Annotated in this window: 23 protein-coding genes and 1 pseudogene; 2 read left to right on the forward strand and 22 right to left on the reverse strand. The window is 68.5% G+C overall.

The features are described from left to right. Positions 1 to 182 precede the first annotated feature (182 nt). From purF to asd, 12 genes are all read right to left on the reverse strand, one after another. Positions 183 to 1,715, reverse strand: a complete 1,533-nt coding sequence (gene purF, locus FB600_RS02035; RefSeq protein ID WP_013690571.1) for an amidophosphoribosyltransferase — start codon at positions 1,713 to 1,715, stop codon at positions 183 to 185. Between the two features lie 46 nt (positions 1,716 to 1,761). Then, positions 1,762 to 2,256 carry a CvpA family protein gene (locus FB600_RS02040; protein WP_013690572.1) on the reverse strand — a complete coding sequence of 165 codons (495 nt, stop codon included), beginning with the start codon at positions 2,254 to 2,256 and terminating at the stop codon, positions 1,762 to 1,764. Between the two features lie 6 nt (positions 2,257 to 2,262). After that, entirely contained in the window at positions 2,263 to 3,084 is an 822-nt protein-coding gene (locus FB600_RS02045) for an SPOR domain-containing protein (protein ID WP_145756161.1), read from the reverse strand. A 23-nt stretch (positions 3,085 to 3,107) separates the two neighbouring features. After that, the gene (gene folC / locus FB600_RS02050) at positions 3,108 to 4,418 is read right to left on the reverse strand and encodes a bifunctional tetrahydrofolate synthase/dihydrofolate synthase (protein WP_145756162.1); all 1,311 of its coding nucleotides are present in this window, start codon (positions 4,416 to 4,418) and stop codon (positions 3,108 to 3,110) included. A 100-nt stretch (positions 4,419 to 4,518) separates the two neighbouring features. Next, positions 4,519 to 5,391 carry an acetyl-CoA carboxylase, carboxyltransferase subunit beta gene (accD, locus tag FB600_RS02055; RefSeq protein WP_013690575.1) on the reverse strand — a complete coding sequence of 291 codons (873 nt, stop codon included), beginning with the start codon at positions 5,389 to 5,391 and terminating at the stop codon, positions 4,519 to 4,521. 87 nt (positions 5,392 to 5,478) lie between these two features. Next, complete coding sequence (gene trpA / locus FB600_RS02060; protein ID WP_105821109.1) at positions 5,479 to 6,291, reverse strand: tryptophan synthase subunit alpha; 813 nt, start codon at positions 6,289 to 6,291, stop codon at positions 5,479 to 5,481. Positions 6,292 to 6,343: 52 nt separating this feature from the next. Further along, entirely contained in the window at positions 6,344 to 7,204 is an 861-nt protein-coding gene (locus tag FB600_RS02065) for a DNA-methyltransferase (RefSeq protein ID WP_098152687.1), read from the reverse strand. Positions 7,205 to 7,211: 7 nt separating this feature from the next. Continuing rightward, on the reverse strand, positions 7,212 to 8,405 hold the full coding sequence (gene trpB / locus FB600_RS02070; RefSeq protein ID WP_013690578.1) for a tryptophan synthase subunit beta: 1,194 nt from the start codon (positions 8,403 to 8,405) through the stop codon (positions 7,212 to 7,214). Positions 8,406 to 8,456: 51 nt separating this feature from the next. Next, entirely contained in the window at positions 8,457 to 9,155 is a 699-nt protein-coding gene (locus FB600_RS02075; protein ID WP_145756163.1) for a phosphoribosylanthranilate isomerase, read from the reverse strand. Between the two features lie 85 nt (positions 9,156 to 9,240). Next, positions 9,241 to 10,074 carry a tRNA pseudouridine(38-40) synthase TruA gene (gene truA, locus FB600_RS02080; RefSeq protein ID WP_096751349.1) on the reverse strand — a complete coding sequence of 278 codons (834 nt, stop codon included), beginning with the start codon at positions 10,072 to 10,074 and terminating at the stop codon, positions 9,241 to 9,243. Beyond that, the gene (locus FB600_RS02085) at positions 10,074 to 12,518 is read right to left on the reverse strand and encodes a FimV/HubP family polar landmark protein (RefSeq protein ID WP_145756164.1); all 2,445 of its coding nucleotides are present in this window, start codon (positions 12,516 to 12,518) and stop codon (positions 10,074 to 10,076) included. Before FB600_RS02085 ends, truA begins: the two co-directional genes overlap by 1 nt. Before the next feature lie 296 nt (positions 12,519 to 12,814). Continuing rightward, positions 12,815 to 13,936 carry an aspartate-semialdehyde dehydrogenase gene (asd, locus tag FB600_RS02090; protein ID WP_047838341.1) on the reverse strand — a complete coding sequence of 374 codons (1,122 nt, stop codon included), beginning with the start codon at positions 13,934 to 13,936 and terminating at the stop codon, positions 12,815 to 12,817. On the opposite strand from asd, the pseudogene FB600_RS38115 reads away from it, so the two are divergent. Next, positions 13,935 to 14,093 (forward strand): annotated as a pseudogene (locus FB600_RS38115) (3-isopropylmalate dehydrogenase); the annotation flags it as partial. The gene asd and the pseudogene FB600_RS38115 sit on opposite strands and share 2 nt — an antisense overlap. Before the next feature lie 244 nt (positions 14,094 to 14,337). On the opposite strand, the gene leuB reads toward FB600_RS38115, so the two are convergent. The 5 genes from leuB to FB600_RS02120 form a co-directional block, all read right to left on the reverse strand. After that, the gene (gene leuB, locus FB600_RS02100) at positions 14,338 to 15,405 is read right to left on the reverse strand and encodes a 3-isopropylmalate dehydrogenase (protein WP_013690583.1); all 1,068 of its coding nucleotides are present in this window, start codon (positions 15,403 to 15,405) and stop codon (positions 14,338 to 14,340) included. A gap of 52 nt (positions 15,406 to 15,457) precedes the next feature. Next, positions 15,458 to 16,108 carry a 3-isopropylmalate dehydratase small subunit gene (leuD, locus tag FB600_RS02105; RefSeq protein ID WP_013690584.1) on the reverse strand — a complete coding sequence of 217 codons (651 nt, stop codon included), beginning with the start codon at positions 16,106 to 16,108 and terminating at the stop codon, positions 15,458 to 15,460. Positions 16,109 to 16,182: 74 nt separating this feature from the next. Beyond that, entirely contained in the window at positions 16,183 to 16,335 is a 153-nt protein-coding gene (locus FB600_RS02110) for an entericidin A/B family lipoprotein (RefSeq protein ID WP_096751350.1), read from the reverse strand. A gap of 2 nt (positions 16,336 to 16,337) precedes the next feature. After that, complete coding sequence (gene leuC / locus FB600_RS02115; RefSeq protein ID WP_047838338.1) at positions 16,338 to 17,747, reverse strand: 3-isopropylmalate dehydratase large subunit; 1,410 nt, start codon at positions 17,745 to 17,747, stop codon at positions 16,338 to 16,340. A 184-nt stretch (positions 17,748 to 17,931) separates the two neighbouring features. Then, complete coding sequence (locus tag FB600_RS02120) at positions 17,932 to 18,573, reverse strand: alanyl-tRNA editing protein (protein WP_096751351.1); 642 nt, start codon at positions 18,571 to 18,573, stop codon at positions 17,932 to 17,934. 167 nt (positions 18,574 to 18,740) lie between these two features. Here FB600_RS02120 and FB600_RS02125 point away from each other — a divergent pair, with 167 nt between their 5' ends. Continuing rightward, positions 18,741 to 19,805 (forward strand): threonine aldolase family protein, encoded by a 1,065-nt coding sequence (locus FB600_RS02125; protein WP_145756165.1) that lies wholly within the window; start codon positions 18,741 to 18,743, stop codon positions 19,803 to 19,805. 61 nt (positions 19,806 to 19,866) lie between these two features. Here FB600_RS02125 and FB600_RS02130 read toward each other — a convergent pair whose 3' ends face one another. The 5 genes from FB600_RS02130 to FB600_RS02150 all read right to left on the reverse strand — a co-directional run bounded on the left by FB600_RS02130 (position 19,867) and on the right by FB600_RS02150 (position 23,510). Next, positions 19,867 to 20,676, reverse strand: coding sequence for an AraC family transcriptional regulator (locus tag FB600_RS02130; RefSeq protein ID WP_017919652.1), 810 nt, complete (start codon positions 20,674 to 20,676; stop codon positions 19,867 to 19,869). 143 nt (positions 20,677 to 20,819) lie between these two features. Then, positions 20,820 to 21,320 (reverse strand): hypothetical protein, encoded by a 501-nt coding sequence (locus FB600_RS02135; RefSeq protein WP_124076679.1) that lies wholly within the window; start codon positions 21,318 to 21,320, stop codon positions 20,820 to 20,822. Beyond that, a complete protein-coding gene (locus tag FB600_RS02140) occupies positions 21,317 to 21,706 on the reverse strand; it encodes a VOC family protein (RefSeq protein WP_036037900.1) in 390 nt (129 codons plus the stop codon). The genes FB600_RS02135 and FB600_RS02140 overlap by 4 nt, the downstream gene beginning before the upstream one ends. A gap of 173 nt (positions 21,707 to 21,879) precedes the next feature. Next, positions 21,880 to 23,184, reverse strand: a complete 1,305-nt coding sequence (gltA, locus tag FB600_RS02145) for a citrate synthase (protein ID WP_096751353.1) — start codon at positions 23,182 to 23,184, stop codon at positions 21,880 to 21,882. A 53-nt stretch (positions 23,185 to 23,237) separates the two neighbouring features. Then, a complete protein-coding gene (locus FB600_RS02150; RefSeq protein ID WP_096751354.1) occupies positions 23,238 to 23,510 on the reverse strand; it encodes a succinate dehydrogenase assembly factor 2 in 273 nt (90 codons plus the stop codon). Position 23,511: the final 1 nt, after the last annotated feature.

The following is a 23,511-nucleotide window of genomic DNA, read 5'->3' on the forward strand; positions in this document are numbered from 1 at the left end:
GAAAAAGCCCGCGACGCGTCGGCATCAGCGGGCTTCAGTGCGGTACCACAGCCTGGACTCCAGCCGGCGGTGCCGGCCTTCGCTTTAGCTGTTTCGGGGCGATTGCCCCGCGTCCGCAAGCTGAATCAAATCGACGCAAGGCGCATCGTAACACGCGAGCGCGACACGATGCGCGGCGGCGCTCATTCGACCGACAGCTGCAGGTTCATCTGCGAGCGCGAGGACTCGCCGTTCTGGTCCCGGTCGAGCTGCGAGGCGGGCGCCAGGCGCGCGCGCTCCAGCGAATCGAGGTACTCGGCGCTGACGTTGCCGGTGATGTAGTTGCCGTCGAAGCAGGACGCCTCGAAGTTGTGGATCTCCGGGTTGATGTCGCGCACCGCGCGGCGCAGGTCGTCAACGTCCTGGTAGATCAGGTAGTCGGCGCCGATGATCTTGGCGACCTCTTCGTCAGAGCGGCCGTGCGCGACCAGTTCGTTGCGCGTCGGCATGTCGATCCCGTAGACGTTCGGGAACTTCACCGGCGGCGCGGCCGAGGCGAAGATCACCGACTTCGCGCCGGCATCGCGCGCCATCTGGACGATCTCGTGCGAGGTGGTGCCGCGCACGATGGAGTCGTCGACGATCAGCACGTTCTTGTCCTTGAACTCGATGCTCATGGCATTGAGCTTCTGGCGCACCGACTTCTTGCGCACCGCCTGGCCCGGCATGATGAAGGTGCGGCCGACGTAGCGGTTCTTGAAGAAGCCCTCGCGATACTCCACGCCGAGCTTGTTGGCCACCTGCATGGCGGCCGGGCGCGAGGAATCGGGAATCGGCATCACCACGTCGATCTTGACGTCCTTCAGCTCGCGCTTGATCTTCTCGGCGAGGTAGTCGCCCATGCGCAGGCGCACGTTGTAGACCGGCACGCCGTCGAGGCAGGAATCGGGACGCGCGAGATAGACCCACTCGAACATGCAGGGGTTCAGGCTCGGGTTCTCGGCGCACTGCTGGCTGTGGAAGCTGCCGTCCTGGCCGATGAAGATCGCCTCGCCCGGCGCCACGTCGCGCACGAACTCGAAGCCGATGCCTTCCACCGCCACCGACTCGGAAGCCAGCATCCATTCGACGCCCTGCTCGGTTTCCTGCTTGCCGATGCACAGCGGGCGGATGCCGAACGGGTCGCGGAAGGCAACCATGCCGTAGCCGGCGATCTGCGAGACGATCGCGTACGAACCCTGGGCGCGGCGATGCACGCCGGAGACGGCCTTGAACACCGCGGACGGGTCGAGCTCGAGGCCGGTGGTGGCGAGCTGCAGCTCGTGCGCGAACACGTTGAGCAGCACTTCGCTGTCGGAGTTGGTGTTGATGTGGCGGCGGTCGATCCGGAACATCTCGTCCTTGAGCTGTTCCATGTTCGTCAGGTTGCCGTTGTGCGCGAGCACGATGCCGAACGGCGCGTTGACGTAGAACGGCTGCGCCTCGGCCTCGCTCGAGGCCGAACCGGCCGTCGGGTAGCGCACCTGGCCGATGCCCGCGGTACCCGGCAGGCTGCGCATGTTGCGGGTGCGGAACACGTCGCGCACCATGCCGTTGGCCTTGTACATGTGGAAGTTGCTGCCGTCCGCGGTCACGATGCCGGCTGCGTCCTGGCCGCGATGCTGCAGCAGCAGCAGGCTGTCATAGATGAGCTGGTTGACCGGGGAGTGAGAGATAAAACCTACGATGCCGCACATGGCATGGTCCTTCAAGGATACAAAAACGGTTTCGGCCGCTGCGCAATCAGATGTGGATATACGCAGCCAGCCCGTCGGGCAGGAACGGCTTCAGATCGCGCACGCCCTGCTCGGCGAAGGGACGCAACAGCCCGTTGCGCCAGAAATCCTGTTTCGGCAGTTCGGTCAGCCCGGCCGCGGCCACCAGCAGCAAGACCAGCAGCACGCCGCGCAGCAGCCCGAACAGCAGCCCCAGCGAGCGGTCCACGCCGCCCAGGCCGGTGGCCTGCGCCAGGCGCGACAGCAGCGCATTGGCCACGCCGGCGACCAGCACCACGCCGATCACGATCGCCCCGAAGGCGATCACCCACTGGGTCAGCGCCCCGCCCGGCCAGGTGGACGGAATATACGGCAGCACGACGCCGACATAACGGCAGGCCACGAAAAACGCCACCAGCCAGCCGATCAGCCCGAAGATCTCGGAGACGAAGCCGCGCCACGCGCCGCGCAAGGCCGACAGACCGATCACCGCCAGCACGGCGTAGTCGAACGCAGTCAGCATCGGCGCTTACTGGGTCAGGCCCGCGTCGCGCACCTTCGCGATCGCGGCCGATGCCGCCGCGCGGTCGGCGAACGGGCCCGCACGCAGCAGTGTAGTCGCGCTGCCGTTGGCCTGCTTGCGATGTTCGACATATGCGGGCACCCCCGCCGCTTTCAACTTGTCCGCCCAGCCGCGCGCGGTGGCCTCGTCCGGGAACGAGCCGAGCTGCACCGCGAAGCGCGCGCCGGCGGGCTGCGAGGGCGAGGCGCCGTTCGCGGCGGCCGCGCGCGCGGGCGGCTGCGCCGCCGCAGCGGCAGGCTTGGGCGCGGGCGCGGCGGGCTTGGCCGCGGCCTGCTGCGAGGCTTGCTGGGCAGCCTGTTGCTGAGCCGGCCTGGGCGGTGCCACGTCGGCCTTGCTGTCGGAGGAATCGGGGGAAGTGGCGGATTGCGCCGTCTGCGTGTCGTCGGCCGCGCCCGAGGCAGGCGGCTCGTCGTGCGCGACGCCGGCCTGCGTGTCGACCGGATCCTCGTCGCGCGAGGGGACCGCGTGGGCAGGCTTGTTCGGGATGTCGATCGCGATGTCGTCGGTGACCGGCTTCGGATGCGAATCGAGGATCATCGGCAGCACGATCACCGCGGCGATCACCAACGCGATCGCGCCGACCAGGCGCCGGCGCGCGCGTTGTTTCTCGGGGAGGGTCGGGTCGAGCATCATCGCGTCCGAGGGCCTCTCGGCGCGGCGCGTGGTGCGCCGCTCGACTCGCTCGCTGCGTACGGCCCGGGAGCCGGATTTCGACCCGCGCCGGGACGGCGCGTCGTCTTTCTTCTTGCCGAACGAGAAGATTCCCATGTATGGCTGGTCCGAACTACCCGTCAGTGTTGCTGCGATTTACGGTAGGCCATCACGCCGGCCACCGTATAAAAGCTACCAAAGACCACGATTCTATCATTCTCCGAGGCCCGTTTCAGGGCATCTCGAAAAGCGTCCGCAGGTGTGGCGTGATGCGTGACGCTGCTGTCGGGGCCGTCCTCGACGCCTGCCTCGCGCAGCGCCGTCTCGAGCGTCTCGGCCGACGCGGCGCGCGGCAGCGGCAGGTCGGTCACGCACCAGTGATCGATCTCGCCCTTCAACTGCTTGAGCACGCCGGCGATGTCCTTGTCGCGCATCGCGCCGAACACCGCGTAAGTGTACGGAAAGAAACCCATGTTGCCGAGGTTTTGCGCGAGAACGGCCGCCGCGTGCGGATTATGCGCAACATCGAGGACGATCGCGGGCTTGCCGGGCAGCACCTGGAAGCGCCCCGCCAGCTCGACGTTGGCCAGGCCCAGGCGGATGTCCTGGGCCGACACCGGCAGGCGCGAGCGCAGCGCCTCCAGCGCGGCCAGCGCCGCCGAGGCATTGATCAGCTGGTTGGCGCCGCGCAGCGCCGGGTAGGCCAGCGCCGGGTAGCGCTTGTCGCGGCCCAGGTAGCTCCACTGCTGGCGCTCGTTGCCCGGCTGCGCCTCGTAGCGGAAGTCGCGACCGACCAGCCACAGGTCGGCGCCGATCGACTCGGCATGGTCGATCAGGGTTTGCGGCGGCGAGGGATCGCCGCAGATCGCCGGCATAGCCGGGCGGAAGATGCCGGCCTTCTCGAAGCCGATCTTCTCGCGCGTGTCGCCCAGGTATTCGGTGTGGTCGATGTCGATGCTGGTGACGATCGCGCAGTCGGCGTCGATGATGTTCATCGCGTCGAGCCGGCCGCCCAGGCCGACTTCGAGGATCACCGCGTCGAGCCCGCTGTCGGCGAACAGGCGCAGGATCGCCAGCGTGGTGAACTCGAAATAGGTCAGCGTGACCGGCTGCGCCAGGCTCAGGCGCGCCGCCTCGACCGCCTCGAAATGCGGCAGCAGCAGTTCGTCGGCCACGTTCTCGCCGCCCAGGCGCGCGCGCTCGTTGAAGGCGATCAGGTGCGGCGAGGTATGGCAGCCGACGCGATAACCGGCCTTCAGCAGGATGGTTTCGAGGAACGCGCAGGTCGAGCCCTTGCCGTTGGTGCCGCCGACCGTGATCACCGGACACGAGAAGCTCAGCCCGAGCGCCTCCTTGACCTGGGTGATGCGGGCCAGGCCCATGTCGATACCGACCGGATGCGCGGTTTCGAGGTGCGAGAGCCAGGCCTCGAGAGTAGGAAATGTGCTCATCTGTACCACTGCGAATCTGCAGGAACGCTGAAAAACGAAAAACGCGCCGCCCGGCCGGGCCGGACGACGCGTCGGCATGGGCCGCGCGGCGCGCGTGACTTCAGGCGAGCGCGTCGGCCGGCTGGCGCTGCAGCAGCGCGAGCAGTTGGGCGATCTCGTCGCGCATCTTGCGACGGTCGACGATCATGTCGATCGCGCCCGACTTCAGCAGGAATTCCGAGCGCTGGAAGCCTTCCGGCAACTTCTCGCGCACCGTCTGCTCGATCACGCGCGGGCCGGCGAAGCCGATCAGCGCCTTCGGCTCGGCGATCACCACGTCGCCGAGGAAGGCGAAGCTGGCCGACACGCCGCCCATGGTCGGATCGGTCAGCACCGAGATGAACGGCAGCTTGGCTTCCGCGAGCTTGGTCAGCATCGCGGTGGTCTTGGCCATCTGCATCAGCGACAGCAGGCTTTCCTGCATCCGCGCGCCGCCCGAGGCCGTCACGCAGATGAAGGGCACGTGCTGCTCGAGCGCGTTCTGCGCGCCGCGCGCGAAGCGCTCGCCGACCACCGAGCCCATCGAGCCGCCCATGAACGAGAACTCGAAGCAGGCCGCCACCACCGGCAGCGTGCGGATCGCGCCGCCCATCACCACCATCGCGTCGGTTTCGCCGGTTTCGTCCATCGCTTCCTTGAGGCGATCCGGGTACTTGCGGCTGTCCTTGAACTTCAGCGTGTCGACCGGCACGATTTCCTGGCCGATCTCGTAGCGGCCTTCCGGATCGAGCAGCGCGTCCAGGCGCTCGCGCGCGCCGATGCGCATGTGGTGATCGCATTTCGGGCACACGTGCAGGTTCGCCTCGACGTCGGAGCGGTACAGCACGGCCTCGCAAGACGGGCACTTGACCCACAGCCCCTCGGGGATGCCCTTGCGGCTCTTCGGGTCGGTCTGCTTGATCTTCGGCGGCAACAGCTTGTCGAGCCAGCTCATCGTATGGTTTCCCTCATCAGAGCGGGCCGGATCGTTCCGGCCCGCATTCGGTGTTTCTCGGTATGTCGCGTGACGTCGCGCGGCGGCTCAGGCCGCCTTGGCCTCGCCGTCGAGCGCGGCGCGGATCTCGGCGATGAAGGCCTTGAGCACGCCCACCGCCGCTTCCGGCGCCGCTTCCTCGAGCAGTTGCACGAGGCGGCTGCCGATCACGACCGCGTCGGAAACTTCGGCCACCGCGCGCGCCGTGGCGGCGTCGCGGATCCCGAAGCCGACGCCGACCGGAACCGGCACGCGCGACTTGATGGCCGGGATTTTACCCGCAATGCTGGAAACATCCAGATTTCCGGCGCCCGTCACCCCTTTCAGCGACACGTAATAGACATAACCGCTGGCGATCCGCCCCACTTCGGCCATCCGTTCCTCGGTCGAGGTGGGCGCCAGCAGGAAAATGGGGTCGATGCCGGCGGCGCGCATCGTGGCGGCGAAACCGGCCGCTTCCTCGGGCGGGTAGTCGACCACCAGCACGCCGTCGACGCCGGCCGCGGCGGCCGCCTCGGCGAAGGCCTCGGCGCCCATGCGCTCGATCGGGTTGGCATAACCCATCAGCACCACCGGGGTACGGTCGTCGCGCTCGCGGAAGCGCTTGACGTCGTCCAGCACGTGCCGCAGCGTCACGCCGCGCGCCAGCGCGCGCTCGGACGAACGCTGGATCACCGGGCCGTCGGCCATCGGATCGGAGAACGGCACGCCGAGCTCGATCACGTCGGCGCCGCCTTCGGCCAGCGCGTGCATGAATTCGACGGTTTTCGCCGGGTCCGGATCGCCCGCCGTGAGGAAGGGAATCAGGCCCTTACGGCCCTGGGCGGCGAGTGCTGCAAAGGTGTTCTGGATACGGGACATGATGTCGTTTCCTGGATTCGGTCGCGATCGACGGCGAGCGGCCCGTTCGGGCTCAGGCATCGGCCGGCGCGGCGAGCGCGGTGACGCGCTCGCGCGCGATCGCGCAATAACTCTCGTTGATCTCGTAGCCGATGAAGCGGCGTCCGTGTCGCGCGCTGGCCACGGCGGTGGTGCCGCTGCCCATGAACGGGTCCAGCACCACGCCGCCCGGCGGGCAGCTCGACAGCACCATCCGCTCGATCAGCTCGAGCGGTTTCTGGGTCGGGTGGTCGACTCGCTCCGCGTGCTGCCGATGCAGGCGCGAGACCGACCAGACGTCCTTCGGGTTGTAGCCCATCTCGAGCCACTTGCTGCCTTCGAACAGCTTGCGCGAACGCGCCTTCTTCGTTTCGGCGTCGTAGGGGATGCGGACCGGATCGAGATCGAAGTAATAGCCTTTCGATACCGCGAAAAAACCGATGTTGTCGTGCACCGAGGTGAAGCGGCGCGTGGTGCCGCCCATGCTCGGCACGCGGCGGTCCCAGATGATCTCGTTGATCATCGTCAGGCGCGTCTTCAGGAAGCTGAAGATCTCCGGCGCGTACTGCCAGGTGCAGAACACATAGAGCGAGCCGCTCGGCTTCAACTTCGGGATCGCCAGCTCGAGCCACTGCCGGGTCCACGCCAGGTGGGCGTCGCCCTGCAGCTTGTCGGAGTCGTTGCCGTAGTCCTTGCCGAGCCCATAGGGCGGATCGGCGACGATCAGGTCGATCGACGCATCCGGCAGGCTCGCCGCATCGGTCAGGAAATCGCGGTGACGCAGCTCGATGCCGCCCGGCAACGCGGGTTCGGGACGCACGGATGCGGCGGCGGCCTCGGCCGCCTCGCCCTCGCTCGCCGCGCCGCCGGCCGGCTCCTCGATCAGGTCGCGCATCCGGGCGTCAGAGCACGATGCCGCCGCGTTCCGCGACGGTATGCATGTCCTTGTCGCCGCGGCCCGACAGATTGACCAGCAGGATGCGGTCCTTCGGCAGGGTGGCGGCGAGCTTGGCGCCGTAGGCGATCGCGTGGCTCGACTCGAGCGCCGGGATGATGCCCTCGATCCGGCAGCAGTCGTGGAAGGCCTTCAGCGCTTCCTCGTCGGTGATCGGCACGTATTGCGCGCGGCCGCTGTCCTTGAGCCAGGCGTGCTCGGGGCCGACGCCGGGATAGTCGAGGCCGGCCGATACCGAATGCGTCTCGATGATCTGCCCGTCGTCGTCCTGCAGCAGGTAGGTGCGGTTGCCGTGCAGCACGCCGGGGCTGCCGCCCGTCAGCGAGGCCGCGTGGCGGCCCGTGTCGAGCCCGTCGCCGGCCGCCTCGACGCCGATCAGCTGGACGTTCGTATCGTCGATGTACGGGTAGAAGATCCCCATCGCGTTCGAGCCGCCGCCCACGCAGGCGATCACCGCGTCGGGCTGGCGCCCCGCCATCTCGGGCATCTGCACCTTGCACTCGTCGCCGATCACGCGCTGGAAGTCGCGCACCAGCATCGGATACGGATGCGGGCCAGCCACCGTGCCGATGATGTAGAAGGTGGTCTCGATGTTGGTGACCCAGTCGCGCATCGCCTCGTTGAGCGCGTCCTTGAGCGTGCGCGAGCCCGATTCGACCGGCACCACGGTCGCGCCGAGCAGCTTCATGCGATAGACGTTGGCGGCCTGGCGGCGCACGTCCTCGGAACCCATGTAGACGATGCACTCCATGCCGAAGCGCGCGCAGATGGTGGCGGTGGCCACGCCGTGCTGGCCCGCGCCGGTCTCGGCGATCACGCGCTTCTTGCCCATCCGGCGCGCCAGCAGCGCCTGGCCGATCACGTTGTTGATCTTGTGCGCGCCGGTGTGGTTCAGGTCCTCGCGCTTCAGGTACAACTGCGCGCCGCCGAGCAGTTCGCTCCAGCGCTGCGCGTGGTAGATCGGCGAGGGACGGCCGACGAAGTGCTTGAGCTCGCGGTTGTACTCGGCGACGAACTCGGGATCGTCGCGAAAGCGGTCGTAGGCCTCGCGCAGCTCGTCGAGCGCGTGGATCAGGGTTTCGGCGACGAACACGCCGCCGTACGGGCCGAAGTGGCCGCGATCATCAGGAAGGTCGTACATGAATGTGTCTCTCGACTGGCAGGCCCGGCGCATGCCGCGCCGGCCTTGTGCTCACTGGGCGTCCGCCGCGCGCACCGCGCTCACGAACGCCGCCATCCGGGCGTGATCCTTCACGCCCTTCTCGCCCGGTACCTCGATGCCACTGGAGACATCGACCGCGTACGGGCGGATCTGGCGTATCGCATCACCGACGTTTCGAGCGCTCAAGCCACCACTCAAAACGGCCCGATGCACGAGCTCTGCGGGAATAAGTGACCAATCGAAGACCTTGCCGCTGCCGCCGTAGTCCGGCACATGGGTGTCGAACAACAAGCCGCTGGCTGTCGAATAGTGAAGTGCCGATTCTACCAAATCGGCGCGCTGCGTCGAGGCCCCCACGCGCAGGGCGCGCATCCAGGGCAGCCGGGCCTCGCGCGCGAGCGCCAGGCACTGCTCCGGCGTCTCGTCGCCGTGGAACTGCAGCGTGGTGAGCGGCACCGCGTCGAGCACGCGTGCCAGGTCCTCGAGCGCGGCGTTCACGAACAGCCCAACCGCCGAGACGAAAGGCGGCACGCGCCGCACGAGTTCGGCGGCCTGCTCGATGCTCACCGCGCGCGGGCTCTTCGGGTAGAACACGAAGCCCACCGCGTCGGCGCCAAGCGCCACGGCATGATCGACATCGTCGGCACGGGACAGCCCGCACAGCTTGATGCGGGTGCGGGCTTGCGGCGTGGCGGCGGGGCCGCCGGCGGAAAGGGTCGTATCGGTCATCGTCAGGCGTTCCTGCTGGCGCGCGCGCCGCGAAGCCGGACCGGCTCGCGAGCGCGCGGCTCGGGTTCGGGATCGGTCGAGGCGCTCAGGGCTGCGGGTTCGCGCCGGGCGCCGGGCCGTCGAGGTCGGCCCACACCGTGCTCCACGGCACGCTGCCGAGTTGCGCGGGCGGCACCGCGAATTCCTCAGGATAGCCGACATGCGCCAGGTACAGGCCGTCGGGCGCGAAGGTCGGCGCGGCGCGCTCGCGGTTGCGCGCGGCCAGCACCTCGGCCATCCAGTCGGCCGGATAGCGGCCGCGTCCCACCGCGATCAGGCAGCCCATCAGGTTGCGCACCATGTGGTGCAGGAAGGCGTTGGCGCGGAACCGGAAGTGGATGAAGCTGCCCGAGGCGCGGATATCGATCTGGTGCAGGTGCTTGACCGGCGTCTTCGACTGGCATTCCGAGGAGCGGAACGAGGAGAAGTCGTGCTCGCCGATCAGGTGCCGCGCGGCCTCGCGCATCGCCTCGATATCGAGCGGCGTGTGGACCCAGCCGGCGCGCGAGGCGAGCATCGGCGAGCGCACCGGATGCACGTAGAGCGCGTAGTAATAGGTGCGCTCGAACGCGGCGAAGCGCGCGTGGAAGCTGTCCGGCATCGGCTTGGCCCACTGCACGGCCACCGTCGAGGGCAGGAAGGCGTTGGTACCGCGCACCCAGGAGAAGTCGCTGCGATCGAGGTCGGTGTCGAAATGGACCACCTGCCCCAGGCCATGCACGCCCGTGTCGGTGCGGCCGGCCACCACCGTCTGCAGGGGCACCAGCGCGAACGCCTTGAGCGCGCGTTCCAGCTCGTCCTGCACGGTCTTGCCGTGCGGCTGCGATTGCCAGCCGCAGAACGCCGCGCCGTCGTACTGGATACCGAGGGCGATGCGCATCACGAGGCGTCGGCCAGTTTCGCGAGCATGGCACGCGCGGCCTCGCGCGTGTCGGCGCGGTTCGCGTCGATCACCTCGCCCAGCAGCAGGCGCGCGCCGTGCAGGTCGCCGAGCTCGACATATTCCCCGGCCAGTTCCAGCTTGTTGCGCGCGATCTGGTCCAGCGCGGCCTCGGTCGGCGGCGGTAGCGGCGCGCCCGGGCCGGCCGGCAGGTCGAGGTCGAAATCGAGATTCAGCGCGCCGAACTGCGCGGCGCCGAAAGACGCGAAGCCCGGGGCGGGACGGTTTTCGGGGATCGATGGGCCGGCTTCGTCGTCGAGCGGCAATTCGTCGTCGGCGGGATCCGTCCCCGCATGTGTCGCCGACGAGCCATGAAGGTCCCCCTTCTGCTCGCCGGTTTCATGTGGATGAGTGGATTCGGACGGCTCGAGGCCCGCAGTCGGCAGGCGCGGGTCGGGTAGACCGTTAGTTGCGTCATGCGATGCAAAATCGAGGTCCGCGTCGGGCAGGCCGCTGCGCGGCGGCAGCGGCATGTCGAGGCTGTCGAGCGCGGACACCGCATCGGCCGGGAATTCGTGCACGGGCACGCCGGACGAGACGGGATGAGTCAGTTCATTCAATTCGGTCAAGCTCGAAGGTTCGGCGGGAACGGCCGGCGGCGCTGCCTCGAGCGGCGCCGGCACGTTCCCGTGGTCGGACTGGCCCGGCGGCGGCTCGACCGCGTCGGGCGTGTTGGTATGGGCGGCCAGGTCGGCCGCGGGTGCCGCGGGTTCGGCCGGCGTGACCGTCTCGTCAGGGACGGTCGCGGCGGCCGGTGTTTCGTCGGAAACCGCCGTCGGCGGGATGGTCGGCGGCGTGATTTTATGATCGCGATGATCGAGCGGGGCCGGGGCTTCCGGTTCGGCCGGCGTGCGTTGCGCCGCCGCCTCGGCGGCAAGCACGCCCGCTCCTGCCACGGAGTCGGCATCGGCGCCGCGCGCCGACGGCCGCGGCGTGACGGCCGCCTCGTCCGCGACCTTGCCCGCCGGCGGTTCGGACTTCGCCGCGGCCGGCACGGCTTCGTCATCGGGCTCGGCGCGTTTGCGGCGCCGGAATGCGAAACCGAGGATCAGCGCCGCCGCCGCGACACCGACCGCGATCACCGCGGTCCGGTCGAACGGCGCCGCCGGGGCACCGGGTTGCGCGGCGGCCGGCTTGGCGGGCGCTGCTGCAACGGGCGGCGCCGAGGCCGGCACGGACGACGCCGAGGCGCTGGAAGCCGGCTCCGCCCCGCTCGCCGCCGATGCCACGCTTGCTGGCGCCGCCTTCGACGGCGCCGCCGCCGGCTTCGCCGTGGGGGCCGCGCTGTCGGGCGCGGGTTTGCCGATGCCGTGCAACTGCAATTCCATCAGCACGCGGTTCTTCAGCGCCAGCAATTGCTGCAGGCTGGACGGACGCGCCTGCGGTGCGTTCGCCAGCGGTGCCGAGGCCGCGCGGGGCGCCGCGGAGGCCGCGCTGCCGGGGGCCAGCAGCGCGGCCTCCGCGGCGCTCGATCCAACCGGCGGCGCGGTCTGGATCGAACCGCTCCAGGAATGCGCGCTGGCCGGATCGCCGGGGTTGCCGCCATTGACATGCTGGGCGGCGCCCGGCTGTGTTGCCGGTGCAGCCGTCGCCGCGGAGCCGCCCTGGGCGAGCGCCGCCGAAGTCGGTGCCACCGACGCGGCCGCCGACACGCCCGTTGCCGCCGCCGACGAGACGCCGGCCGGATGCGCGGGCAACGACGCGTCGACATGCGATGCGCCCGAAGCCGACGAAGCGCCGGCGACCGGGGCCGCGCCAGTAGCCGCTGTTGCCGCCGTCGCCGGATGCGGCATCGAACCACCGGCAGCCGGTGCGGCGGCAGCAGGATTGGGACGCGCTCCCGAAACACTTCCCGCCGACGACGCGCCCGGCGCAGCAGAGCTGCCCGCATGCGGCGCCGCTACGCCGGCAACGGCCGTCGCGGCACTGCCTGCATGCGCAGGCGCGGCCCCGGCCGGCACCGAAGCCCCTGAAGCCCCCGAAACAGTCGATGTGGCAACCGGCGACGCCACGGCCGACCCGCTCGCGTCGAGCGGCGGCACCGTCAGCGTCGCGCCCACCTTCAGCCGGCTCGGGTCGTGCTTCATGAAGGCCTGCGGATTCGCGGCGAACAGCGCGCGGCCGGCTCGCGCCAGCACGCCCGGATCGCGCGACTGGGTGGCCGCCACCGCGATATCGTTGAGCGATTGACCCGGCTGGACCGTGATCGACTGCGGTGCATTCGCCGCGGCATCGGACGGCGCGGCCTGCGCGAGCGGCACGGCCGAAGCGGACATCAGCGCGAACACCGCGCCCGCGATCGCACGAAGCGCGAACGCTCGCGGCGACAGCGCGGCGCGTGCTCGGGCAAGAGGGGAAATACCGGGGAAAAATCGCAGCGTCATCGGCACATTCGCCGCGGCAGCGCGCGGCCCTGGTTCGCGTTGGAAGGAGGACAGGATTCTGGACGTCGCGGGGGCGCAGGGTGCCACGCGTGCGCGACGCCGATTGCGTCGTAACCGCGTAGTTTACTTTACCCGCCGGCCATTTCGTCGAATTTGTGGCGCCGGCCGCGGATCCGGACCGGACGCGACCGCCGCGCGACGGGCACAAAAACGAAACGGCGTCCGCCGCCCCGGCGGAACACCGGGCACCGCGAACGCCGTCGCCGCCGTCCTTGCCGGACGCGGAACGCTTCGGCTTACTTGTCGAGCAGGATGCGCAGCATGCGGCGCAGCGGCTCGGCCGCGCCCCACAGCAGCTGGTCGCCGACCGTGAAGGCCGACAGGTATTCGCCGCCCATCGCCAGCTTGCGCAGGCGGCCGACCGGCACCGTCAGGGTGCCCGTGACGACGGCCGGCGACAACTCGCGCATCGAGGCCTCGCGCTCGTTCGGCACCACCTTCACCCAGTCGTTGGCCGAGGCGAGGATCGCGTTGACCTCGTCGAGCGGCACGTCCTTCTTCAGCTTGATGGTGAGCGCCTGCGAATGGCAGCGCATCGCGCCGATCCGCACGCACAGGCCGTCGACCGGGATCGAGCCCGGCTCGCCCATGGCAGGCTTGCCGAGGATCTTGTTGGTCTCGGCGCCGCCCTTCCACTCTTCCTTCGACATGCCGTTGCCGAGATCCTTGTCGATCCAGGGGATCAGGGAGCCGGCCAGCGGCACGCCGAACTGGCTGGTCGGCATCGCCTCGCCGTTCATCGCGGCCAGCACGCGGCGGTCGATGTCGAGGATCGCCGAGGCCGGATCGGCCAGTTGCTCGGCCACCGCGCCGTGCAGCGTGCCCATCTGCGACAGCAGCTCGCGCATGTTCTGCGCGCCGGCGCCCGATGCGGCCTGGTAGGTCATGGCCGTCATCCAGTCGACCAGGTTCTCGCGGTACAGGCCGCCCAGCGCCATCAGCATCAGGCTGACCGTGCAGTTGCCGCCGACGAAGTTGCGGGTGCCCTTGACCAGCGCGTCCTTGATCACGTCGAGGTTGACCGGGTCGAGGATGATGACCGCGTCATCCTTCATGCGCAGCGACGAGGCCGCGTCGATCCAGTAGCCGTTCCAGCCGGCCGAGCGCAGCTTGGGGAACACCTCGTTGGTGTAGTCGCCGCCCTGGCAGGTGATGATCACGTCGCACTTCTTGAGATCGTCGATGCTCGAGGCGTCCTTGAGCGTGGACTCGTTTTTCGCGAAGGCCGGTGCCTTGCCGCCCGCGTTGCTGGTGCTGAAAAACACCGGCTCGATCAGATCGAAATCGCCTTCTTCCTGCATGCGCTGCATCAGGACGCTGCCGACCATGCCGCGCCAACCTACGAGACCTACGTTCATGACTAACCCTTTGCTTGAGAGCTTCCCCGCCTTTTCCGTCCCCCGTGTAACCGCGCGGGGAAATCAGGCGGGCACGACGGATGACGATCAGCTTTTCGTGATCGTTTTCGTGGTGATGATTTTCGTGGAGACGATGGCGCGCGTCAGCGCACGGGCCGTGATGCCGTGCAGCTTGGAGACCGGGGAGATCGAACGATTTTGCGCCATGCGAAAGAGTCTACACAAACCTGGTGGGCCGTACAACGGCCCGTCGTTGCTATCGTGCGCGATGTCGCGCGGGTACGCTGTTTCCGGGACAGGTCGAGGGAATACGCACCGGAACAAGGGTTCGCCGCGCGTCGCATCGCGAACCGGAACGGCCGCCGCGCCGTCGCTTCACGCGGCGGGCCGCCCTCTCGTGCTTACAGCGCGGCGACCACCGCGTCGCCCATCTGCACCGTGCCGACCTGCTTGCAGCCCGGCGTGGCGATGTCGCCGGTCCGGTAGCCCTGCTCCAGCACCTTCTGCACCGCGCGCTCGATACGCTCGGCCTGCTCGCCGCGATTCAGCGAGTAGCGCAGCAGCATCGCGACCGACAGGATGGTCGCCAGCGGATTGGCGACGCCCTTGCCGGCGATGTCCGGCGCCGAGCCGTGCGAGGGCTCGTACAGGCCCTTGTTGTTCTTGTCGAGCGAGGCCGAGGGCAGCATGCCGATCGAGCCGGTCAGCATCGCGGCTTCGTCCGAGAGGATGTCGCCGAACATGTTGCCGGTGACGATCACGTCGAACTGCTTGGGCGCCTTGGCCAGTTGCATCGCGGCGTTGTCGACGTACATGTGCGAGAGCTCGACCTCGGCGTATTCCTTCGACACGTCGATCATGATGTCGCGCCAGAACTGCGAGGTCTCGAGCACGTTGGCCTTGTCCACCGACAGCAGCTTGCGGTTGCGCTTCTGCGCGGCCTGGAACGCGACGTGGGCGATGCGGCGCACTTCGGGCTCCGAATAGCGCATCGTGTCGAAACCCTCGCGCGCGCCGGCGAACGGGCCGTCCGGCGCCTCGCGCGTGCCGCGCGGCTGGCCGAAGTAGATGTCGCCGTTCAGCTCGCGCACGATCAGGATGTCGAGGCCCGAGATCAGCGCCGGCTTCAGCGGCGAAGCGTCCACCAGTTGCTCGTAGCAGATCGCCGGGCGGAAGTTGGCGAACAGCTCGAGATGCTTGCGCAGCCCGAGGATCGCCTGCTCCGGACGCAGCGCGCGCTCCAGCGAGTCGTACTTCCAGTCGCCCACGGCGCCGAACAGGATCGCGTCGGCTTCCTTGGCCAGCTTCAGCGTGGCCTCGGGCAGCGGGTGGCCGGCGGCCTCGTAGCCGGCGCCGCCGACCGGCGCCTGTTCGAGTTCGAATTGCTCGTCGAGGGCGTTCAGCACCTTCACCGCTTCGGTGACGATCTCCTGGCCGATGCCGTCGCCCGGCAGCACTGCAATCTTCATGCGATTTTCCTGAAAGAGTTGTGAGTTCGGAACCCGCGCGCCGCGCGCGCCTTCAGCCGATCAGACGGTTGTTCAGCCAGGGCTGCTTGGCCAGGCGCTCGGCCTCGAACTGGCGGATCTTGTCGGCGTGGCGCAGGGTCAGGCCGATGTCGTCGAAGCCGTTCAGCAGGCAATACTTGCGGAAGCCCGACACCTCGAACGGATATTCGCGGCCGTCGCCGGTGCGCACCACCTGCGCCTCCAGGTCGATGGTCAACTGGTAGCCGTTGAACGCGTAGGTGTCGTTGAACAGGTGGTCGACCTGCTGCTCGGTCAGCACGATCGGCAGCAGCCCGTTCTTGTAGCAGTTGTTGAAGAAGATGTCGGCGAAGCTCGGCGCGATGATGGCGCGGAAGCCGTACTGCTGCAGCGCCCAGGGCGCGTGCTCGCGCGAGCTGCCGCAGCCGAAGTTCTTGCGCGCCAGCAGCACCGAGGCGCCCTGGTAGCGCGGCTGGTTCAGCACGAAGTCGGGATTGAGCGGACGCTTGGCATTGTCCTGGCCCGGCTCGCCGCGGTCGAGGTAGCGCCATTCGTCGAAGGCGTTCGGGCCGAAGCCGGTGCGCTTGATCGACTTGAGGAACTGCTTCGGGATGATCGCGTCGGTGTCGACGTTTTCGCGATCGAGCGGCGCCACGACGCCGGTATGCACTGTGAATTTTTCCATGATCCGTTTCCAGATTGGACGCCGGCCCCGGGGCCGGCGCTCGACTGTCCTTCGCTTGGTCCGTCAGGCGGCGATCAGTTCGCGGCGCGCGTGATCGCGCGGCCCGCGGCGTTGATGTCCTCGCCGACACCGGCCACCGTGTGGCAGGCGGTCAGCCCGAATACCATGCCCGCCAGGGCGAGCGCCGCCGCCAGGCGGCCGACGATGAGGTTGCGGTTGCTGCGCATGCTTATCCCAGCCGGCGAATATCGACGAAATGGCCCTCGATGGCGGCGGCTGCCGCCATCGCCGGGCTGACCAGGTGGGTACGGCCGCCCGCGCCCTGACGACCCTCGAAATTGCGGTTCGAGGTGGACGCGCAGCGCTCGCCCGGCTCGAGGCGGTCGGCGTTCATCGCCAGGCACATCGAGCAGCCCGGCTCGCGCCATTCGAAGCCGGCATCCTTGAACACCTTGTCGAGCCCTTCGCGCTCGGCCTGCGCCTTCACCAGGCCCGAGCCCGGCACCACCATCGCCAGGCGCACGTTGGCGGCGACGCGGCGATTCAGCTTCTTCACCACGTAGGCGGCCGCGCGGATGTCCTCGATGCGCGCATTGGTGCAGGAGCCGATGAAGATCTTGTCGACCTTGATCGATTCGATAGGCATGTTCGGCTCGAGCGCCATGTAGCTCAGCGCGCGCTCCATCGCGTCGCGCTTGACCGGGTCCTTCTCGCGCTCGGGATCGGGCACGCGGCTGTCGACCGCCGTGACCATTTCCGGCGAGGTGCCCCAGGTCACCTGCGGGACGATGTCGGCCGCGCTCAGCTCGACCACGCGGTCGAACTGCGCGCCCTCGTCGGAGCGGAAGCCGCGCCAGTACTGCACGGCCTGGTCCCACTCGGCGCCGGTCGGCGAGAACGGGCGGCCCTTGAGGTAGTCGATGGTGGTATCGTCCACCGCGACCATGCCGGCGCGCGCGCCTGCCTCGATCGCCATGTTGCAGACCGTCATGCGGCCTTCCATCGACAGCGAGCGGATCATCGAGCCGCCGAATTCCATCGCGTAGCCGGTGCCGCCGGCCGTGCCGATCTTGCCGATGATGGCCAGCACGATGTCCTTGGCGGTGCAGCCGCGCGGCAGTTGCCCCTCGACCTTGATCAGCAGGTTCTTGCTCTTCTTCTGCAGGAGCGTCTGGGTGGCCAGCACGTGTTCGACTTCCGAGGTGCCGATGCCGTGCGCCAGCGCGCCGAACGCGCCGTGCGTGGAGGTATGCGAATCGCCGCAGACGATGGTCATGCCCGGCAGCGTCGCGCCCTGCTCCGGGCCGACGATGTGCACGATGCCCTGGCGCACGTCGTTCATCTTGAACTGGGTGATGCCGAAGCTGTCGCAGTTCGCGTCGAGCGTGTCGACCTGCAGCTTCGAGACCGGATCGGCGATGCCGTGGGTGCGATCGGTGGTGGGAACGTTATGGTCCGACACCGCGAGGTTGGCGCTGATGCGCCAGACCGGACGCTCGCCCATCTTCAGCCCTTCGAACGCCTGCGGGCTCGTCACCTCGTGCAGCAGGTGACGGTCGATGTAGAGCAATGCGGTGCCGTCCTCCTCGGTGTGGACGACGTGCGAATTCCACAATTTGTCGTAGAGAGTCTGTGCCATGGTATGCGGGGTTCGTGGTGACGACGGTTCCTTCTGGGTTCGGTCGATTATGCCACCAAGATTGCCGCCCGGCACTACCAGGATGAGAAAAAACCCAATAAAAACAGTGGGTTGAATGGTAGTTTCGATACCTGGATAAGTGCTACCCGGCAAATGGGGGCGCTAACGGGCACCCCGCACCGAATCAGGCCACCTCGTACTGCACGCTCACCTGCCCCTTCTTCTCCTTGACCTTGGTGATCCGCACCGCGCCGATCTCGCCCGTGCCGGCCACGTGCGTGCCGCCGCAGGGACTGAAATCGTGTTCGCCATAGGCGATCACGCGCCGCCCTTCCCGCTCGGCCAGCACGCGCGGCAAGCCGGCCGCGATCATCGCGTTGACGCCGTTCGCGAGCGCCTGCGCCTCGATCGCGGCCAGCTCGGCGTCGGCGCTGTCGCGCTCGAACACCACGCGCGCCTCGCCGGGCCAATGATGTCCCTTCACGGCGCGCCAGCCGACGGCCGCGCCCACGTAGGCGATCAGGTGCCCGGCCGAATGCAGGCGCGCATGCAGCGCGCGCGGCCCGGCGTCGACCTCGATCTCGACCTCGCCCGGCGCCACGGCGCGATCGACCAGGTGCACGACGGCCTCGCCGTCGGCGGCCACGCGCAGCACCCGCGCCTCGCCGATCCGGCCCGTATCCGACGGCTGGCCGCCGCCTTGCGGATGGAACAGCGTCTCGGCCAGCGTCACGCGAAAGCGCCCGGCCTCCTCGTCGGGCTCGCAGGCGAGCACCTCGGTGCTCAGCGTCAGCGCATCGCTGTCGAAATAGCGGCGGATCGTCATGGTGTTTCCTCGTGCGGGGATATCGAGGTTCCGACTATGCGGTCGACAGCCGCGCCGCTCAAGGGGTTCGGGCCATTCAATTTTTTACAATCCGCGCCCGACGCCGCGCGCGTAGCCTGATGCCTGAACCACTCCTTTCCTCAGACGACTCGCCAGGATCACGCCTCATGGAACACGCCCCGACGCCGGACCAACCGACCCTGAACTTCAGCAGCGACAACACCGCCGGCGCGGCGCCCGCCGTGCTCGATGCCCTGGTCGCCTGCGCAGCCGGCCACGCGGCGCCCTATGGCGCCGATCCCTGGACCGCGCGCGTCGAGCAAAGGCTCGCCGAGCTGTTCGAGCACGAGGTGGCGGTGTTCATCGTCTCCACCGGCACGGCCGCCAACTCGCTCGCGCTGGCCGCGCTGACGCCGCCCTGGGGCAGCGTGCTGTGCCACCCGGGCAGCCACATCAACAACGACGAATGCGGCGCGCCGGCCTTCTACGCCGACGGCGCCAAGCTGATCACGGTGGACGGCCCCGCGGCCAAGCTGGACCCGGCCCGGCTGCGCGCGGCCGCCCGCGCCAAGCTCGGCGACGTCCATACCACCCAGCCCTCGGCCGTCAGCATCACGCAGGCCACCGAAGTCGGCAGCGTCTACACGCTCGACGAGATCGGCACGATCGGCGAGATCTGCCGCGAGGCCAATCTGCCACTGCACATGGACGGCGCGCGCTTCGCCAATGCGCTGGTATCGCTGGGCTGCTCGCCGGCCCAGATGACCTGGCGCGCCGGCGTCGACGTGCTGTCGTTCGGCGCGACCAAGAACGGCGTGCCGGGCTCGGAGGCGGTGGTGCTGTTCGACCCGCGCCGCGCCGGGGAACTGGCCTTCCGCCGCAAGCGTGCCGGGCAGCTCGCCTCGAAGATGCGCTTCCTGTCGGCGCCGCTCGACGCCTATCTGGCCGACGATCTCTGGCTGCGCAACGCGCGTCACGCCAATGCCATGGCGCAGCGTCTCGCGGCCGGGCTGGCCGGCGTGCCGGGCGTCTCGATGACGGGTGCCGCCGAGGCCAACATCCTGTTCTGCCGGCTCCCGCAGCCGGTGATCGTCGGCCTGCTGGCGGCCGGCGTGCGCTTCTATCACGATCGCTGGGAACCGGGCGTGGTGCGCTTCGTCACCTCGTTCGCCACCACCGAGGCAGAGGTCGACCGCCTGCTGGACATCGCGCGCATCGCGGCCCACCACTGAGACAGCGCGCGAGCGCGCGCCCCGGTCCCGCTCGGGGCTCCTGGCGCTTGCCTGGATAGATTCAGTAGCGCGACGGCGCGCAGCCGAAGGCGCGCCGGAAGGCGCGGTTGAAATGGCTCTGGTCGTAGAAACCGACGGCCTGCGCGACCTCGGCGATCGACTGCGTGCCCCGGTGCAGCATCAGGCAGGCGCGCTCCAGGCGCAGCCGCACCAGCCAGGCATGCGGCGTCATCGAGGCGCTGCGCTTGAACAGCTTGAGGAATACGAAGCGATCGAGCTCGCAGAGCGCGGCCAGTTCGTCCAGCGTGATCTTGTCGGCCAGATGCGCCTCGCAGTAGTCGCGCACCCGCTGCCATTGCAGCTCCGACAAGGCCCCCGCGACCTGCCGCGGCGCCCAGGCGCGCGATTGCGCGAACAGGCGCTCGAGCGCGACCAGCCAGGCCGACTGCACCCCCAGCGGGGCATCGCGGTATTCGCCGCGCAGCGCAGCGTGAATCGCGTTGAGCCGCTGCGCCAGCCCCAGATCCTCGAGCGAGGCGCCCTGCAGCGCCGGCTCCCGCGTGCTGCCCGACAACTCCTCGGCCAGCCCCGCCATCAGCTCGGGCGGCAGGCGAAAGGTCTTCAGCGTGTAGGCGCCGTCGCCCACGCGCGTGCCGTCATGCACCTCGCCGGGCGGCATCAGCGAGACGCTGCCGGGGCCGAGCAACACCGTCTTGCCGCCGAACTGCTGGCGCTGGACGCCCTCGGTCACCACGCCGACGTGGAAATCGAGGTGGTAATGGCGATCGAAGCGGAATTCGCTGAAACGCGCGTCGCCGAGCACGAGTCCGGGGACATCGCGGCTGCGGGTGTATTCGACGCGGTCTTTCATGGGAAGCGGCTGGATGCGGGAAGGCGGAAACGGGCCCTTGCCGCCCCTTCGGCACGGCATGACCGGGCTAAGCCCGAGTGCGTTCGAGCTTAGCATGCCCGGCCCCGGCCCGCCGGAATCGCTTCAAGGCCGATATGAGCGGGTTATTCGGTCGACATCGGCGCCGACGAGGGCGTCGCGAACGGATAGGTATCCGAGGACGATTTCGCGATCCGGTTCGATTCGCAGGCCGGCCGGAAGATATCGCCGTGCCGCGGCGGCGACAGCATGGACGCGCTGGCCGCGAGCACGGCCAGCGAGGCGAGGCCGATGCCGGCACCCAGCAGCCCGCCGCCGCCCTCGCCGCGCAGCATGGGATACGGCGGCGGCCGGGTGACATCGGCCCGGCAGGTCGGCTCGGGCGGGACCGACTTGGTCAGCGTGCCGTTCGCGGCGTCGCGGATGTTCTGTTCGGCGACGCCCGCGCTCGCGCCGATCGAGCCGGACAGCGTCGCGGCGGCGAGCAGGCTCGCCAATAGGGATTGGATACGCACCGGCGCCCCCTGAATTTGATCGTTCTGGTGAATGCCCGCAGTGTAGACGGATCGGCCGCGCCGCCTGTCGAGTTTTGTACGCGCTTTGTGACAGGCCGCGTCGGCATTCATTCCGGCTCGTGGCAGACCACGCAGAGCTTGTTGCCGTCGGGATCGCGAAAATACGCGCCGTAATAATCTCGATGGTAATGGGGCCGCAAGCCGGGGGGCCCTTCGCAACTGCCGCCGCCGGCCAGCGCGAGCGCGTGGCAACGCTCGACGGTGGCGCGATCGCGCGCCAGCAGGGCCTGCATCTGGCCGTTGCCGGGCGCCGGCGCGCCGCCGTCGAACGGGCGGCAGACCAGCAACAGCGGCCGCGCCGCCTCGGCCGGCATCCACCCCGCCATCTCGGGCGGGTTGCGGAATTTCAGCCGCAGGCCCAGCGCCTCCATCAGCGGCGCGTAAAACGCGTAGGCGCGCTCGACATCCTCCACACCGATACAGACATGAGACAGCATCGACGGCTCCCGACGACGGAATGTTCCGATGATGCCACGCCGCCCCGCCGCCTGCGTCGAGCCGGCGATACACGGCATGCGAGGCACCCAGGGCACGCCCAAAACAAAACACCCCGGGGCCGAGGCCGCCGGGGTGTTTCGGGTCGTCAGGCTAGGCTGCCGACAGGCGCCGCTCAGGCACGCTTGTCGATCGCGGTCGCTTCACGCGGCGTGGAGCCGATGAAGAGCTGACGCGGACGGCCGATCTTCTGCTCCGGATCGCCGATCATTTCGTTCCACTGGCCGATCCAGCCGACGGTACGCGCCATCGCGAAGATGCAGGTGAACATCGAGGTCGGGATGCCCAGCGCGCGCTGGACGATGCCCGAGTAGAAGTCGACGTTCGGGTACAGCTTGCGCGACACGAAGTATTCGTCTTCCAGCGCGATCTTCTCGAGCTGCATGGCGAGCTTGAACAGCGGGTCGTCGTGCAGGCCCAGTTCGTTCAGCACTTCGTAGCAGGTCTCGCGCATCAGCTTGGCGCGCGGGTCGTAGTTCTTGTAGACGCGGTGGCCGAAGCCCATCAGCTTCACGCCCGAGTTCTTGTCCTTCACCTGCTTGATGAACTCGGAGATGTTGTCGGGCGAGCCGATCTGCTCGAGCATGTTCAGCGCGGCTTCGTTCGCGCCGCCGTGCGCCGGGCCCCACAGACAGGCGATACCGGCCGCGATACACGCGAACGGGTTGGCGCCCGAGGAACCCGCCAGGCGGACCGTCGAGGTCGAGGCGTTCTGCTCGTGGTCGGCGTGCAGGATCAGGATGCGGTCGAGCGCGCGAACCAGCACGTCGTTGACCTTGTACTCCTCGCACGGGTTCGAGAACATCATGTGCATGAAGTTCGCGCTGTACGAGAGTTCGTTCTTCGGATAGACGAAGGGCTGGCCGATGCTGTACTTGTAGGCCATCGCGACCAGCGTCGGCAGCTTGGCGATCATGCGGATCGCCGAGACTTCGCGGTGACGCGGATCGTTGATGTCGAGCGAGTCGTGGTAGAACGCCGACAGCGCGCCCACCGCGGCCACCAGGATCGCCATCGGGTGCGCGTCGCGACGGAAGCCGCGGAAGAAGAAGTGCATCTGCTCGTGGACCATCGTGTGCTTCGTGACGGTCTCGACGAATTCCTTCTTCTGCGCGACGTTCGGCAGCTCGCCCTTGAGCAGCAGGTAGCAGGTCTCGAGGAAGTCGGCGTTCTGCGCGAGATTGTCGATCGGGTAACCGCGGTACAGCAGCTCGCCCTTGTCCCCGTCAATGTACGTGATGGCCGAATTGCACGACGCCGTGGACATGAAGCCCGGGTCGTAGGTGAACTTGCCGGTCTGGCCGTACAGCTTGCGGATGTCGATCACGTCCGGGCCCATCGTGCCCTTGTAGATCGGCATTTCGACGCTCGGCGAATTGTCGCTGAACGATAGCGTGGCTTTAACATCAGACGGGGTCATGGCACATCCTCAATCGAAAATGGAAACGGGATTCGATAACGGGCGCGGCGCTCTCACACGCTGCGCAGCATCTCCAGCAGCCGGGAAACATCCGGGCCGGCAAGGTCGCCTTCCGGTTCCTTGCGCGCGAGCAGCAAGTCCATCAGGTCGTTGTCGGATAGTTCGAGCAGGCGGGTCAATGCACCCACGTCGGCATCGGTGAGGTCATGCTCGTATCGGCTGAAGAAACGCTCGATGATGAGATCGTTCTCCAGCAGACCGCGCCGCGCGCGCCAGCGAAGGCGCGCGCGGCGGTGCGGGTCGGACTGGTGCGACTGTTCAGTCATG

This window comes from Burkholderia sp. SJZ089 (assembly GCF_007828315.1).
In the GTDB taxonomy this organism is placed as follows: domain Bacteria; phylum Pseudomonadota; class Gammaproteobacteria; order Burkholderiales; family Burkholderiaceae; genus Burkholderia; species Burkholderia gladioli.

Coding starts and splice junctions, on each gene's coding strand:
- purF (WP_013690571.1), bottom strand. CDS start 1,715: ATGTGCGGCATCGTAGGTTTTATCTCTCACTCCCCGGTCAACCAGCTC.
- FB600_RS02040 (WP_013690572.1), bottom strand. CDS start 2,256: ATGCTGACTGCGTTCGACTACGCCGTGCTGGCGGTGATCGGTCTGTCG.
- FB600_RS02045 (WP_145756161.1), bottom strand. CDS start 3,084: ATGGGAATCTTCTCGTTCGGCAAGAAGAAAGACGACGCGCCGTCCCGG.
- folC (WP_145756162.1), bottom strand. CDS start 4,418: ATGAGCACATTTCCTACTCTCGAGGCCTGGCTCTCGCACCTCGAAACC.
- accD (WP_013690575.1), bottom strand. CDS start 5,391: ATGAGCTGGCTCGACAAGCTGTTGCCGCCGAAGATCAAGCAGACCGAC.
- trpA (WP_105821109.1), bottom strand. CDS start 6,291: ATGTCCCGTATCCAGAACACCTTTGCAGCACTCGCCGCCCAGGGCCGT.
- FB600_RS02065 (WP_098152687.1), bottom strand. CDS start 7,204: ATGCGCGACCTGATCGAGGAGCCGGCCGGCGGCGCGGCGAGCGAGGGC.
- trpB (WP_013690578.1), bottom strand. CDS start 8,405: ATGTACGACCTTCCTGATGATCGCGGCCACTTCGGCCCGTACGGCGGC.
- FB600_RS02075 (WP_145756163.1), bottom strand. CDS start 9,155: ATGACCGATACGACCCTTTCCGCCGGCGGCCCCGCCGCCACGCCGCAA.
- truA (WP_096751349.1), bottom strand. CDS start 10,074: ATGCGCATCGCCCTCGGTATCCAGTACGACGGCGCGGCGTTCTGCGGC.
- FB600_RS02085 (WP_145756164.1), bottom strand. CDS start 12,518: ATGACGCTGCGATTTTTCCCCGGTATTTCCCCTCTTGCCCGAGCACGC.
- asd (WP_047838341.1), bottom strand. CDS start 13,936: ATGAACGTAGGTCTCGTAGGTTGGCGCGGCATGGTCGGCAGCGTCCTG.
- leuB (WP_013690583.1), bottom strand. CDS start 15,405: ATGAAGATTGCAGTGCTGCCGGGCGACGGCATCGGCCAGGAGATCGTC.
- leuD (WP_013690584.1), bottom strand. CDS start 16,108: ATGGAAAAATTCACAGTGCATACCGGCGTCGTGGCGCCGCTCGATCGC.
- FB600_RS02110 (WP_096751350.1), bottom strand. CDS start 16,335: ATGCGCAGCAACCGCAACCTCATCGTCGGCCGCCTGGCGGCGGCGCTC.
- leuC (WP_047838338.1), bottom strand. CDS start 17,747: ATGGCACAGACTCTCTACGACAAATTGTGGAATTCGCACGTCGTCCAC.
- FB600_RS02120 (WP_096751351.1), bottom strand. CDS start 18,573: ATGACGATCCGCCGCTATTTCGACAGCGATGCGCTGACGCTGAGCACC.
- FB600_RS02125 (WP_145756165.1), top strand. CDS start 18,741: ATGGAACACGCCCCGACGCCGGACCAACCGACCCTGAACTTCAGCAGC.
- FB600_RS02130 (WP_017919652.1), bottom strand. CDS start 20,676: ATGAAAGACCGCGTCGAATACACCCGCAGCCGCGATGTCCCCGGACTC.
- FB600_RS02135 (WP_124076679.1), bottom strand. CDS start 21,320: ATGAATGCCGACGCGGCCTGTCACAAAGCGCGTACAAAACTCGACAGG.
- FB600_RS02140 (WP_036037900.1), bottom strand. CDS start 21,706: ATGCTGTCTCATGTCTGTATCGGTGTGGAGGATGTCGAGCGCGCCTAC.
- gltA (WP_096751353.1), bottom strand. CDS start 23,184: ATGACCCCGTCTGATGTTAAAGCCACGCTATCGTTCAGCGACAATTCG.
- FB600_RS02150 (WP_096751354.1), bottom strand. CDS start 23,510: ATGACTGAACAGTCGCACCAGTCCGACCCGCACCGCCGCGCGCGCCTT.